The 13,120-nt window shown below is 61.6% G+C and carries 10 protein-coding genes; 4 read left to right on the top strand and 6 right to left on the bottom strand.

Annotated elements, in window-relative coordinates; all coding sequences use genetic code 11:
- Positions 1-6: 6 nt before the first annotated feature.
- The 3 genes from ACOVQ0_RS19400 (at position 7) to ACOVQ0_RS19390 (ending at position 5,065) form a co-directional block, all read left to right on the top strand.
- Positions 7-3,207, top strand: a complete 3,201-nt coding sequence (locus ACOVQ0_RS19400) for an efflux RND transporter permease subunit (protein ID WP_421888463.1) — start codon at positions 7-9, stop codon at positions 3,205-3,207.
- A 119-nt stretch (positions 3,208-3,326) separates the two neighbouring features.
- Positions 3,327-4,532: a DUF445 domain-containing protein gene (locus tag ACOVQ0_RS19395; RefSeq protein ID WP_421888595.1), complete on the top strand. Its 1,206-nt coding sequence runs from the start codon at positions 3,327-3,329 to the stop codon at positions 4,530-4,532.
- Entirely contained in the window at positions 4,529-5,065 is a 537-nt protein-coding gene (locus ACOVQ0_RS19390) for a GNAT family N-acetyltransferase (protein ID WP_421888460.1), read from the top strand. The genes ACOVQ0_RS19395 and ACOVQ0_RS19390 overlap by 4 nt, the downstream gene beginning before the upstream one ends.
- Here ACOVQ0_RS19390 and ACOVQ0_RS19385 read toward each other — a convergent pair.
- The 4 genes from ACOVQ0_RS19385 to ACOVQ0_RS19370 form a co-directional block, all read right to left on the bottom strand.
- Entirely contained in the window at positions 5,062-6,663 is a 1,602-nt protein-coding gene (locus ACOVQ0_RS19385; RefSeq protein ID WP_421888456.1) for an ATP-binding protein, read from the bottom strand. The two genes, ACOVQ0_RS19390 and ACOVQ0_RS19385, sit on opposite strands and share 4 nt — an antisense overlap.
- A 203-nt stretch (positions 6,664-6,866) precedes the next feature.
- Positions 6,867-8,510 carry a chaperonin GroEL gene (gene groL / locus ACOVQ0_RS19380; RefSeq protein ID WP_421888453.1) on the bottom strand — a complete coding sequence of 548 codons (1,644 nt, stop codon included), beginning with the start codon at positions 8,508-8,510 and terminating at the stop codon, positions 6,867-6,869.
- A gap of 49 nt (positions 8,511-8,559) precedes the next feature.
- On the bottom strand, positions 8,560-8,847 hold the full coding sequence (groES, locus tag ACOVQ0_RS19375; RefSeq protein ID WP_421888450.1) for a co-chaperone GroES: 288 nt from the start codon (positions 8,845-8,847) through the stop codon (positions 8,560-8,562).
- A gap of 152 nt (positions 8,848-8,999) precedes the next feature.
- Positions 9,000-10,331 carry an MATE family efflux transporter gene (locus ACOVQ0_RS19370; protein WP_421888447.1) on the bottom strand — a complete coding sequence of 444 codons (1,332 nt, stop codon included), beginning with the start codon at positions 10,329-10,331 and terminating at the stop codon, positions 9,000-9,002.
- Positions 10,332-10,525: 194 nt separating this feature from the next.
- On the opposite strand from ACOVQ0_RS19370, the gene ACOVQ0_RS19365 reads away from it, so the two are divergent.
- Positions 10,526-11,968 (top strand): ATP-binding protein, encoded by a 1,443-nt coding sequence (locus ACOVQ0_RS19365; RefSeq protein WP_421888445.1) that lies wholly within the window; start codon positions 10,526-10,528, stop codon positions 11,966-11,968.
- Between the two features lie 91 nt (positions 11,969-12,059).
- Here ACOVQ0_RS19365 and rplL read toward each other — a convergent pair whose 3' ends face one another.
- Both rplL and rplJ read right to left on the bottom strand, forming a co-directional pair.
- Positions 12,060-12,434, bottom strand: a complete 375-nt coding sequence (rplL, locus tag ACOVQ0_RS19360) for a 50S ribosomal protein L7/L12 (protein WP_168851019.1) — start codon at positions 12,432-12,434, stop codon at positions 12,060-12,062.
- Positions 12,435-12,506: 72 nt separating this feature from the next.
- Positions 12,507-13,019 carry a 50S ribosomal protein L10 gene (rplJ, locus tag ACOVQ0_RS19355; protein WP_421888442.1) on the bottom strand — a complete coding sequence of 171 codons (513 nt, stop codon included), beginning with the start codon at positions 13,017-13,019 and terminating at the stop codon, positions 12,507-12,509.
- Between the last annotated feature and the right edge of the window lie 101 nt (positions 13,020-13,120).

Raw genomic sequence — 13,120 nt, 5'->3', positions numbered from 1 at the left:
TCGGATATGAACTTTCAGAACATATCGGCCTGGTGCATCCGCAATCCGGTCGTCCCGATTGTCATCTTTCTTGGCCTGACGCTGGCGGGTCTGGTGTCCTTCATGCAGATGAAGGTGCAGGACAATCCCGACATCGAATTCCCGATCGTGATCGTCCAGATCTCGCAACCGGGTGCTGCGCCGACCGAAATCGAGAACCAGATCACGCAGCGCGTTGAATCTGCGGTGCGTTCGATCGCCGGGGTCGATACGCTGACCTCGACCGCTTCGGAAGGCAGCAGCCAGACGCAGGTCCAGTTCAAGATCGGGCAGGATATCAACGCTGCCGTTAATGAGGTGAAGAATCAGGTCGACCAGATCCGTTCGGATCTGCCCGAAGGCATTCTTGAGCCGCAAGTATTCAAGGTCGAAACATCGTCGAATCCGATTGCCTATTTCGCGGTCGCGGCTGACGACATGACGATCGAGCAGCTTTCATGGTTCATCGACGATACCATTGCCAAGCGACTGCTGACCGTACCCGGCATGGCCGAAGTAAGCCGCTCGGGCGGGGTGAGCCGCGAGATCGCGGTTACGCTCAACCCTGCGAAGATGAATGCGCTCGGCGTGACGGCCAGTCAGGTCAACGCAGCGCTGCGTCAGGTCAATATCAACGCGGCGGGCGGCAAGACCGAAGTGGCCGGATCGCGCCAGTCGGTGCGCGTGCTGGGCAATGCGCAATCGGCCTATGACCTGTCGCAGACCGAAATCACGCTGGGCGCCAATCGCCGCATTCGCGTGGCCGATGTTGCCGACGTGCGCGACAGCTACAGCGAACTGACATCCAATGCCAAGTTCAACGGCAAGCAGGTCGTTACTTTCTCGATGTCGCGCGCGCGCGGTGAATCCGACGTCTCGGTCTACGAAGGCGCGCTTGAGGAGATGGCGAAGCTGGAGAAGGAACAGGGCGGCAAGATTCATTTCGAACTGCTGTTCACTTCGGTAGGCTACACCAAGGACCAGTACCGTTCATCGATGAATGCGATGGTCGAAGGCGCGGTGCTGGCGGTTATCGTCGTGTTCTTCTTCCTGCGCGACTGGCGCGCGACGATCGTTTCGGCAATCGCCATTCCGCTGTCCTCGATCCCGACGTTCTGGGTTCTTGATCTGATGGGCTTCACGCTCAACCAGATGTCGCTGTTGGCCTTGGGGTTGGTCGCAGGCGTGTTGGTGGACGATGCGATCGTGGAGATCGAGAATATCGTCCGGCATATGAGGATGGGCAAGACGGCCTATCAGGCCTCCATCGATGCCGCCGACGAAATCGGCCTTGCCGTTGTGGCGACGACATTCTCTATCGTTGCGGTGTTCTTCCCCGTGGCGCTTATGCCGGGCGTATCGGGCCAGTTTTTCAAGAACTTCGGCCTCACCGTCGTCATCTCGGTGCTGTTCTCGCTGCTGGTGGCGCGCATGATCACACCGATGGTCGCCGCCTATTTCCTGAAGGCACATGGCGAGGCAGAACACGGTGGCGGGCCGTGGATGGACAAGTACATGAAGGTGCTGGGCTGGTCGCTCGATACGTCGAAAGCCAAGGCCTATCGCGCCGAGCATCCGCGCCGCCGGTTCCGGGCAAGACTGCGTGACCATCGCCTGTGGATGATGGGCATCGGCTTTGCTGCGCTGATGCTCACCTTCGTGATGTTCGCCACGATACCGGCACAATTCTTCCCTGACACTGACAGCGATTCTAGCACGGTGACCATCGAAATGGTGCCGGGCACGACTCTGGTACAGACCGAGCGCAAGGTTGCCGAGATTTCGGCGCTGCTGGCAAAGCAGCAGGAGGTGGAATCCCAACTCGCGTCCGTGCGGGAGGCGCGTGGCAACATCTATGTCAACTTGCGCAAGGACCGGGTGCGCAGCAGCCTTGATTTTGAACGCGAACTGACGCCGCAGTTGCAGAAGATCGCGGACGTCCGAGTCAACTTCCAAGCGCAGGGGCCGGGCGGGCCGGGCGGCGGTTCGGGGCGTCCGATCAGCATCATGCTGGCCGGGTCTGATCCCGATCTGCTGCAGAAGACCGCGCAGACGCTGGTCGATCAGATGAGTGGGCTGTCACTGGTCGTCGCGCCGCGTATCAGTGCGGACTTGCGCCGTCCTGAAGTGATCATCACGCCGCGTCTTGATCTTGCCGCAAATCTGGGCGTAACGACGCAGACGCTGAGCCAGGTGATCCGCATCGCGACGCAGGGCGAAATCGATCAGAACAGCGCCAAGTTCTCGCTTTCCGACCGGCAGGTGCCGATCCGGGTAAAGCTGCCTGAAGAATCGCGCCGCGATCTTTCGACGATCGCCAACCTGCCGGTGCCGACCACCACGGGTTCGGTCCCACTTTCGCGCGTGGCCGAAATCAGCTTCGGATCCGGTCCGACGCAGATCCAGCGTTATAATCAGAGCCGCCGCGTCTTTGTAGGTGCCGACTTGCCACCGGGCGTGGTCAAGGGTGATGCAATGACCGCGATCATGAAACTGCCGGTGATGCAGAACCTGCCACAAGGCGTTTCGAACACCGCGGCTGGCGAAGACAAGTTCCAGGCCGAAATGCTGAACAACTTCATGATCGCCGTGGCCGCTGGCATCCTGCTGGTTTTCTCGGTGCTTGTGCTGCTTTACCACCGGTTCATCTCGCCGCTTGTCAACATGGGGTCGCTGTTCCTTGCCCCTCTGGGTGGCCTGATCGCTGTTGCCCTGACCGGGGGGGCGCTGTCTCTGCCGGTGTTCATCGGCATCCTGATGCTGTTCGGCATCGTCGCCAAGAACTCGATCCTGCTGATCGACTTTGCGCTGGAAGAGATGGCTACGGGCAAGAACAAGTTGGAGGCCATCACCGAGGCGGGGCACAAGCGTGCGCAGCCGATCATCATGACCACCGTGGCGATGGTTGCGGGCATGATCCCGACGGCGGTTTCGGTTGGCGGCGATGGCGGATGGCGCGCGCCGATGGGCATCGTGGTGATCGGTGGCCTGACGCTTTCGACCGCGCTGACCCTGCTGATCGTGCCAGCGGGCTTCAGCCTTGCCGACGGGTTGGAAAAGCGTATCGGCCCGTGGCTGGCGCGGCATGTCCTCGGGCATGAACCCGAACCGGCGCCAGTAGCCGCTCCGGTCCCGGCAATACCTGCGCGGCGGAACGAACCGCAACATGAGGCATTTCCGGCGGAGTGACCGCTGAACCTTCAGATACGGCCGGGGCTTTGGCTCCGGCCCCGCGCGGACCGAACCGCACTCTGTTCGGACGCGCCCTTCCTTTGGGAACAGGTGCGCCAGTAGACAGGGCGCGGCGGATGCGCGTGGTTGCCACAAGCCTGCTGCTGGCGATGGCTGTCATCTATGCGGTGACACGTCATTACGAAGGCGTCCATCCGGCACTGGGCTTCGTACGCGCTTTTGCCGAAGCGGCGATGGTTGGCGGTCTGGCAGATTGGTTTGCGGTTACGGCACTGTTCCGCCATCCGCTGGGTTTGCCGATCCCGCACACGGCGATCATCCCGGAAAACAAGGATCGCATTGCCGATACGATGGCAGCGTTCCTGCAGAACAATTTTCTCACGCCCGCCGTTGTTGCGCGGCGCATGGGAGCGGTCAACGCAGCGGTGGCACTGGGCGGGTTCCTTGCCGATCCGCGCACGGGCGAAAGCCGGTTGCGCGATGGCGCGGCAGGGCTGGTGGCCGATGTCCTGGAATCGCTCGATCCTGAAGAGCTGGGGGGCCTCGCCAAGGGTGCGTTGCGCGCGCAGCTTGAAAAGCTGGAGCTTTCACCCTTGCTTGGTCAGTTGCTTGGCGCGGCAATTGCCGATGGGCGGCACATGCCGGTGATCGAAAGCCTGATCCGCAAGACGGCGGAGACGATCGAGGCCAATGAGGCTCTGATCCAATCCACGATTCACGAACGCGCCAACACAATCCTGCGCTGGACCGGGCTGGACGAAAAGCTGGCAAACGCCATCCTTGATGGACTGTACAAATTGCTCGCGGAAACGCTGGTCGTTCCTGATCATCCGCTGCGCCGGAAGATCGAGGAAGGGCTGGCGACGTTGGCGCATGATCTGGTCCACGATGCGGAAATGCGCGCGCGCGTGGAACGGATGAAGCAGGAAGTGCTGGCCAACCCGGCATTTGCGCGTTGGCTTGACGCCCTGTGGGAACGTGGAAGGATCAAGTTGCTGCAAATGGTCCGCAATCCCGGCGGTGCCTTGGGCGGGCAGCTTGGCGCAAGTGTGGCCGAACTCGGCAATGCGCTGCAGCGGGATGTGCGTCTGCAGCGCATGGTCAACCGCTTTGCCCGGCGAACGATGGTGGGCGTATCGACCCGATATGGCGCGCAGATCGTGCGCCTTGTTTCCGAAACGGTGAAGCGTTGGGATGCCCGCACGGTGACCGACCGCATCGAAGGCGCGGTAGGGCGCGATCTGCAGTTCATCCGTATCAATGGCACGCTGGTGGGCGGCCTTGTTGGCCTGTTCCTGCATGTGCTGGATGTGACCTTGTGAACACCGATACGCCACGGATTGAAACCGACAGGCTTCTGCTCAGGCTGCCCGGCCCTGAGGATTACCTCCTGCTGCGCGATCTGGTGGCCGACCCGCTGGTGCATCGGTTTCTGGGGCCGCGCCCGAATGATCCAACCACCGACATGTTCAGCCGGGCCTTGCGCGCCGCAGGATCGTGGCAGCTTTACGGCTATGGCCTGTTTCTGGCGTTTGAGCGGGAGAGTGGTGGCTTCGTCGGCCAGCTGGGCATGTTCCATTCCATGCGTGGTTTCGGCAAAGGGATGGACGATGTGGTCGAGGCGGGCTGGATCGTGGCGCGCGAACATTGGGGCAAGGGCTATGCGCAGGAAGGTATGCGGGCCGCGCTGGACTGGTTTGGCCGCACGCACGATGCCAGGCGCATCGCCTGCATGATCGAGCGCGGCAACACTGCGTCGGTAGCCCTGGCCGAAAGACTTGGTTTCTTGCGCTATGACGAGCATCCGCTGGATGACGGGGCGGTCGTCGATCTGTTCGAGCTGAAAGTGCTCTAAGCCGTTTTTCGGGCGAGGAGGTTGGCAACCCGTCGTTGCAATTCCTCTATCGGGAAAGGCTTGGTCAGCACGTCGATCCCCGGCTCCACGTTGCCTTTCTGAAGCACCACATTATCGGCATAGCCGGTGACGAAAAGCACGCCGAGTTCAGGTTGGCGCCGCCGTGCTTCGTCAGCCACCTGCCGTCCGTTCAGACCGCCGGGCAGGCCGACATCGGTTACCAGAAGATCGATTGGTGGCATCCGATCAAGCAGGGTGAGAGCCGAGGCGCCGTCTGCCGCAGCAACGCAATGAATGCCGAGCAGGCCCAGTCCGTCGATCATCATCATGCGCACGGTGGGTTCATCGTCCACAACCAGCACCGTCGCATCAGGCAGGGCGTGTGGTGCACTGGCCGCGTCGGCAGGGACTGTCGCTTCGATCTCGCCCTTATGGCGTGGCAGGTAGATGCGCACATCGGTGCCCTGTCCATGCCGTGACCGGACACGGACCAGCCCGTTGCTTTGCCGCGCGAAGCCATAGACCATCGACAGGCCCAGCCCGGTGCCCTGTCCGGTCGGCTTCGTGGTGAAAAACGGCTCGAAAACGCGATCGATATCTTCGGGTGCGATGCCCACGCCATCGTCGCCGACCATGATCGTGACGTAATCGCCCGGTTCCAGCCCGCGCTTGCTGGCCTCGGCATCGTAAAGCGAAGCGTTCTGCGTGGTTATCGTCAGCGTTCCGCCATCGGGCATGGCATCACGCGCGTTGATGCACAGGTTGAGCAGGGCGTTTTCAAGCTGGTTGGCATCCACCAGCGTTGGCCATAGTGCGGGGTCGGCGTGCACCTTCACCGTTATGGAGGGGCCCGTCGTGCGACGAACCAGATCGATGAACTCTTCCAGCAGTCGATTGGCGTGTGTGGGGCGCGGTGAAAGCGTCTGGCGGCGTGAAAAGGCGAGCAGGCGATGGGTAAGCGCGGCGGCGCGGTGCGCAGCGCCCAGCCCCGCTTCCACATAACGTGGCAGATCGGCCACGCGGCCCTGATCAACCCGCCGCCCGATCATTTCCAGCGCACCGGTAATCCCAGCCAGCAGATTATTGAAATCGTGGGCAAGGCCACCGGTAAGTTGGCCGACCGCTTCCATCTTCTGCGCCTGCCGCAGCGCGGATTCAGCGCGTTCGCGCTGATCCAGTTCTTCGGCAACGCGCTGTTCGAGCGTTTCATTAAGCTGATGAAGGGCGCTTTCGGCGGTGACCCTCTCGGTCACGTCCTTGAACAGGACGGCCACAAGGCGATCTTCGAACGCTCCGATGCGGAAAGATGAGACTTCAAGATGGCGTCCGGTTGCGACGAGTTCGTTGCGAAACCGGATAGGCTCGCCCGTGCGCAGCACCTTGCCGTAAAACGCAATCCAGTCGTCCGCCTCGTCCGGCACCATTTCGCGCAAGTGTTGCCCGACCACGTTCGGGATGCCGGTGTGGCGTTCATAGGCGGGATTGGCGAGGACGTGGACATAATCGCTTAATGGGCCGTGCGGACCATCGAGAAACTCGATCACGCAAAAGCCATCATCCATATTTTCGAACAGGATGCGATAGATTTCGCGATCCACGGCCGCTGGGCGGAGCGATGGATACGCCGCTGCCGCCCGCTCCATCATGGCCGAAGTTCGGCTGCTTTTGAAGGGCGGGCACAGTTCATCGCAGGTAAAACGCAATTCGACGCACCCGGTTCCCGAACATTAAATTGATATAAAAAGAGCCGGAAGGATCGCTCCTTCCGGCTCTGATTTTTTCAGCGTAGGCTGGCTTGGACTTAGAAGTCCATGCCACCCATACCGCCCATGCCGCCACCCATCGGGGGCATCGCGGGCTTGTCGTCAGGACGTTCGCTGATCGCCGCTTCGGTGGTGATCAGCAGGCCCGAGACCGAAGCTGCATCCTGAAGCGCGGTGCGCACGACCTTGGTCGGGTCGATCACGCCAGCGGCCTTCAGGTTTTCATAGGTGTCGGTTGCAGCGTTGAAGCCCTGATTTTCATCGTCTTCACGCAGCAGGTTGCCCGAAACCACAGCGCCGTCATGGCCAGCGTTTGCGGCGATCTGACGGATCGGCGCCTGGATCGCGCGACGCACGATGTCGATGCCCTTGGTCTGATCGTCGTTCGCGCCCTTGACGCCTTCCAGCGCCTTGGTTGCATAGAGCAGGGCCGTACCGCCGCCCGAAACGATGCCTTCTTCAACCGCAGCGCGGGTAGCGTGGAGCGCGTCATCAACGCGGTCCTTGCGTTCCTTCACTTCGACTTCGGTCGCACCGCCAACCTTGATCACGGCAACGCCGCCAGCCAGCTTGGCCAGACGTTCCTGCAGCTTTTCACGGTCGTAGTCGCTGGTGGTGACTTCGATCTGAGCGCGGATCTGGTCGACACGGCCCTTGATTTCGTCAGCCGAACCGGCGCCGTCGACGATCGTGGTGTTGTCCTTGTCGATCGTGACCTTCTTGGCCTGACCGAGCATGGCGAGCGTGACGGTTTCCAGCTTGATGCCGAGATCTTCGGAGATCATTTCGCCAGCGGTCAGCGTGGCGATATCGCCCAGCATCGCCTTGCGACGGTCACCGAAGCCCGGAGCCTTTACAGCAGCGATCTTCAGGCCACCGCGCAGCTTGTTGACCACGAGGGTCGCCAGCGCTTCGCCTTCGATGTCTTCTGCGATGATCAGCAGGGGACGGCCCGACTGCACAACCGCTTCGAGGATCGGCAGCATCGCCTGCAGCGACGACAGCTTCTTCTCGTGGATCAGGATGTACGGGTTTTCGAGTTCGACCGTCATCTTTTCCGGGTTGGTGATGAAGTAGGGCGACAGGTAGCCGCGGTCGAACTGCATGCCTTCAACGACATCGAGTTCGAATTCGAGGCCCTTGGCCTCTTCCACGGTGATGACGCCTTCCTTGCCGACCTTTTCCATCGCTTCAGCGATCTTCTGGCCAACTTCGATGTCGCCATTGGCCGAGATGATGCCGACCTGCGCGATTTCCGAAGAACCTGCGACCGGGGTCGAACGGGCCTTGAGGTTTTCGACGACCTTGCCGACCGCGATGTCGATGCCGCGCTTCAGGTCCATCGGGTTCATGCCGGCAGCAACCGCGGTCATGCCTTCGCGGACAATTGCCTGCGCCAGAACGGTGGCAGTGGTGGTGCCGTCACCGGCTGCGTCGTTGGCCTTCGAGGCCACTTCGCGCAGCATCTGGGCGCCCATGTTCTCGAACTTGTCCTTAAGTTCGATTTCCTTGGCGACCGAAACACCGTCCTTGGTGATGCGGGGCGCGCCGAAGCTCTTGTCGATCACCACGTTGCGGCCCTTGGGACCGAGGGTAACCTTCACGGCATCAGCGAGAATGTCGACGCCGCGCAGAATGCGTTCACGGGCGTCACGGCCGAACTTTACGTCCTTGGCAGCCATGTTGTGTTCCTTTGAATATCTTGAATTGGGTTCAGGACAGCAGCAGTGATCAGCCGATCACGCCAAGGATGTCCGATTCCTTCATGATCAGCAGGTCTTCGCCGCCAACCTTGACTTCGGTGCCCGACCACTTGCCGAACAGCACGCGGTCGCCAACCTTGACGTCCAACGGGGTGATCGTGCCGTTTTCAGCGCGTGCGCCAGTGCCGGTGGCGACGATTTCGCCTTCAGCGGGCTTTTCCTTGGCGCTATCGGGGATGATGATCCCGCCTGCGGTCTTTTCTTCAGCTTCGACGCGGCGCACCAGCACGCGGTCGTGCAGAGGACGGAAAGTCATGGGTTTGTTCCCTCTTCCATACTAAAAAATGGGGCTTGGCACTCTCACCCAGAGAGTGCCAGCGGCGCGGATATGGGATTATGGCGCTGGACCGTCAATGGGTGTGGCGCAGATTCTTTTCAGGGAAATGAAAGATGCGGCGAAGCGCCTTTTCAATGCGGGAGAAGGCCGAGCCGTGCACGCTGATGCCAGCGCCAGTGCAGCAATCCCGCGACGAACACGAGGCCGACGAGCAAACCGATCCACACGCCAAGGCCTCCGATGGGTGTCAAAAGGCCCAGCAACAGTGCGGCACCGACGCCGGGCACCCAATAGCCAAAAATCGCGATCAGCATGGGCATCCGCGTATCCTGAAGACCACGCAGCATCCCGGCGGCGACCGCTTGCGCACCATCGAACAGTTGGAAGGCGGCGGCGACCACCATGTACTGCAGCGCAAGGGTGACCATCCGCGCGTTCTCTGCCGCGGCGGGATCGATATAGAGGTGTAGCAGCGGGTAGGGGAATGCCAGCATTACGCCGGCAGAGAGCGCCATGAACCCGATGCCAAGCTGTGTAGCGACCTTTCCGGCAAGCGCGATGGCGGCACTGTCACGCGCCCCGAAAGCGAGGCCGACGCGGATCGTGGCGGCCTGGCCTACGCCAAACGGCACCTGAAAGGCGATTGCGGCAAATTGCAGGGCAACCGTGTGAGCGGCCAGTTCCACCTCGCCAATACGGCCCATGACGAAGGCCGCGCCGTTGAACATGCCTGCCTCGGCAACGATAGTCCCGCAGATGGGCAGGCCGATGCGCAGCACTTCGGCAAAGCGCGTCCATTCGGGCTTCCACCACCGGCCCAGCAGGTGATAGCGGTGCAATTGGCGGTCGAAGCGGATGACCAGCGCGAACGCGACCAGCATGGCGGTGCTGGTGATCACGCTGGATATCGCAGAGCCTTGCAGGCCCAGTTCCGGCGCGCCGAGATTTCCGAACACGAATGCCCAGTTCCCCAGCGCGTTGACCGCCACGGCCATGCCGGTGATCGCCGTGCCGATGCCCGGCTTGCCCAGCGTTGCAACCACCGTGCGCAAAAGCGCAGATAGCACCGCAGGAATCGAGGCAAGGCTGAGAACGGCGAGGAACGGCACTGCGCGGGCGATTACGCCGGGATCCTGCCCGGTCAGGCGCATCAATGGTCCGCCCAGCAGGCAGATGCCCATTGCGAAGAGGGCGGCGAGCAGGCCTGCCCATCCCGCCATGCGCACGGTGCGGCGAACTTCGCGCACCGCATGGCGGCGCTGGCCAAGCTCTGCGGCGATAAGAGGGGATGCCGCGCCGACCAGCCCGGTCATCGACCATATCAACAGGCCGAACAGCGAAACCGAGAGCGAGGAAGCCGCCAGCGCTTCGGGGCCGAGGCGGGCGACAAACACGACGTCGACTGCGAAAACCGCCATCTGCAACAGATTGGCACCCACCAGCGGCGCGGCAAGGCGAAGCATTGCGCGCAGTTCATGGGACCAATTATGGGGCGGTTTCTCGAACATAGGGGGCGGGGCATAGGCGGCGCAGCACGGCATGGAAAGCTGGATCGTCCGATAAAGCTGAAGAGGCGCAGAATGGCAGCGTGTCACAAATCGTGTCCGTCGCCCTATGCCTGTTGACCGTATTGTCATGCAGTGACAGCCTGATGAACATGGAGAGAGTCGCCGATAGAGCGCAGGATGCTGCCGAAGGGCCGAAGGCTGCGGCCGACGTGCGTTCAAGCGCCCGAAGCCAGTTGTCCGCTGCGATCAGGCGGATCGCGATGGGGCGTGACTGGCATCACGGCCCAAGGCTGTCGCGATTGGCGGTGCGCGCGGCAACGCTTCTGCTGGTGCTTGCAGCGGTTCAAGCGATTGCCAGCCTCGCGTTCTACAACGTGATCGACAAGGAGACACTGCGCGAGGATCACGCGCGGCGGGTGGCGGAATTGCTGGTCGTGAGCAATCGCCTGCACGAAATCGCGCCCGATGATCTGGCGCGCACGATGAGCACCAGCCATCTTGAGGTGGAACTGTCCCACGTCCCCCGCGCCATATCGGGGACGAGCGAGGAGATGGTCGGCGAAATCCATGCTCACATCCTGCATTGGGAGCCCACGTTGGCCGGAAAGCGGCTGATTTTGGGGCTGGAGCCTTCGCGCTTCGGCTATGGCAATCTTGTGGGGGCAATGCAGTTGCCCAATGGCCACTGGCTGAACTTCCGTTCGCTCGACATCACATCGGGCTGGCCGATTGCCTTGCGCGCTACCGTACTTACGCTGATCACGGCAGTGGTCGGTTTCGCGCTTGCGCTATTGTCCTTGCGCATCATCACGCGGCCCCTGCGGGAACTGACCGATGCGGCGGATGCCATCGGTCAGGGTATGGTGGTGCCTGTGCGGGAAAGCGGACCTGACGATTTGCGCAGCCTTGCGCGTTCGATGAACGGAATGCAGGCGCGCATTGCCGCGACGATGGAAGATCAGGCGCGGTCATTTGAAGCCATCAGCCACGATCTGCGCACGCCGCTTGCGCGCGTGACGATTGCAGCGGACCTGATCGAAGATGCCGAAATCGCGGGATTGGTGCGCGACAGCACGCACGAAATGGAAGCCATGCTGATGTCGTTGCAGCAATATCTGCGGGCGCAGCATATCACTGCGATTCCAACGATGATGGATCTTGGCCTGGCGGTGACCGATCTGTGCGAAGGCGCGTGGCATGGCAAGGTCACGATCGATGCAGCACCTGGCGCGGTTGTGCGCACCTGGCGTGAACCGCTGTTGCTGGCACTACATCCGTTGATCGAGAATGCCGTACACCACGGTGGCCGTGCGCGCATTGCGGTGAAGCCAGACAGTGACGGGCGCTGGCAGGTGATCGTCACCGATACCGGCCCCGGTATTCCCGAAGACCAGTTCGAGCGCATCCTTGCACCATTCTATCGCATCGACGAGGCGCGCGCGAGAGATACGGCGGGATTTGGCTTGGGCATTCCCACGGCGCATCGCCTGCTTCAGCGCTTTGGCGGGGCGCTTGCCTTTGCCAGAGGTGCGGAAGGCGGGCTGGAAGTGACGGTGACCGTTCCTGTCGCGCGGAGCGACGAAGCCGGTTGAATGGGGGAATATTGAAAAGGACAAACAAAAAGGGCGGCCCCTTGCGGAGCCGCCCTTTCCTGTAATTCTGCCCGGAAGACCGGAAAGAAGATTACTTGACTTCGACGGTGCCGCCGGCTTCTTCGATCTTCTTCTTGATGTCTTCGGCTTCAGCCTTCGACACGCCTTCCTTGATCGCCTTCGGAGCGCCTTCGACCAGAGCCTTGGCTTCGGTCAGGCCCAGCGAGGTGATCGCGCGGACTTCCTTGATGACCTGGATCTTCTTGCCACCGTCGCCGGTGAGGATCACGTCAAATTCGGTCTTTTCTTCAGCAGCTTCAGCAGCAGCACCAGCAGGTGCAGCGGCAACAGCAACAGCAGCAGCGGCGCTAACGCCCCATGCTTCTTCGAGAGCCTTGGCGAGGTCAGCGGCTTCGAGGACGGTCAGCTTCGAAAGTTCTTCAACGAGCTTGGCGATATCGGCCATGATATTTCACTCCTGATCTTGTGGTGCCCGCACGCCCGATTGGCGCAGCGAGCGTAAATCGAAAGGACAGTCTTATGCGGCTTCCTTGGCGTAGGCGCCGAAGACGCGAGCCAGCTTCGCTGCCGGAGCAGTGGTGAGCTGGGCGATCTTCGTTGCCGGTGCCTGGATGAGGCCGATGAGCGTGCCACGCAGTTCGTCGAGGCTGGGCATGGAGGCAAGTGCCTTGACGCCAGCTTCGTTGAGAACCTGCGAACCCATTGCACCACCGACGATTTCGATCTTGTCGGTGGTCTTGGCGAATTCGACCACTGCCTTGGCGGCAGCAACCGGATCGACCGATGCAGCGATTGCGGTCGGACCGGTGAAGAGATCACCCAGACCTTCGTAATCGGTGCCTGCGATGGCAAGCTTGGCAAGACTGTTCTTCGCAACCTTGTAGGTCGCGCCCGCTTCGCGGATCTTCGTGCGCAGGGCGGTGGACTGGGCCACCGTCATGCCGAGGTTGCGGGTGATCACCACCGCGCCAGCCTCGTTGAAGACGCCGTTCAGGAACGCGACCGATTCGGCTTTCTGCGAACGATCCATGCCTTTTTCCTTCACAAATGACTGCACGGCGCGAACCGGGCAGTCGGCTACGTTTGTCGATGGCCCGAAGACCACCGGCGAGTCCGTGACAAGGGAAGGAG

It is taken from the genome of Novosphingobium sp. (assembly GCF_049240505.1).
In the GTDB taxonomy this organism is placed as follows: domain Bacteria; phylum Pseudomonadota; class Alphaproteobacteria; order Sphingomonadales; family Sphingomonadaceae; genus Novosphingobium.
The sequence above is the reverse complement of the archived record's forward strand: the minus strand, read 5'-3'. Positions and strand labels throughout refer to the sequence as shown.

What these genes read in the sequence shown, in the direction of transcription:
- groES (WP_421888450.1), bottom strand. Translation starts at nt 8,847, where the DNA reads ATGACTTTCCGTCCTCTGCACGACCGCGTGCTGGTGCGCCGCGTCGAA.
- rplL (WP_168851019.1), bottom strand. Translation starts at nt 12,434, where the DNA reads ATGGCCGATATCGCCAAGCTCGTTGAAGAACTTTCGAAGCTGACCGTC.
- ACOVQ0_RS19370 (WP_421888447.1), bottom strand. Translation starts at nt 10,331, where the DNA reads ATGCTTCGCCTTGCCGCGCCGCTGGTGGGTGCCAATCTGTTGCAGATG.
- ACOVQ0_RS19395 (WP_421888595.1), top strand. Translation starts at nt 3,327, where the DNA reads ATGCGCGTGGTTGCCACAAGCCTGCTGCTGGCGATGGCTGTCATCTAT.
- groL (WP_421888453.1), bottom strand. Translation starts at nt 8,510, where the DNA reads ATGGCTGCCAAGGACGTAAAGTTCGGCCGTGACGCCCGTGAACGCATT.
- ACOVQ0_RS19365 (WP_421888445.1), top strand. Translation starts at nt 10,526, where the DNA reads ATGGAGAGAGTCGCCGATAGAGCGCAGGATGCTGCCGAAGGGCCGAAG.
- ACOVQ0_RS19400 (WP_421888463.1), top strand. Translation starts at nt 7, where the DNA reads ATGAACTTTCAGAACATATCGGCCTGGTGCATCCGCAATCCGGTCGTC.
- rplJ (WP_421888442.1), bottom strand. Translation starts at nt 13,019, where the DNA reads ATGGATCGTTCGCAGAAAGCCGAATCGGTCGCGTTCCTGAACGGCGTC.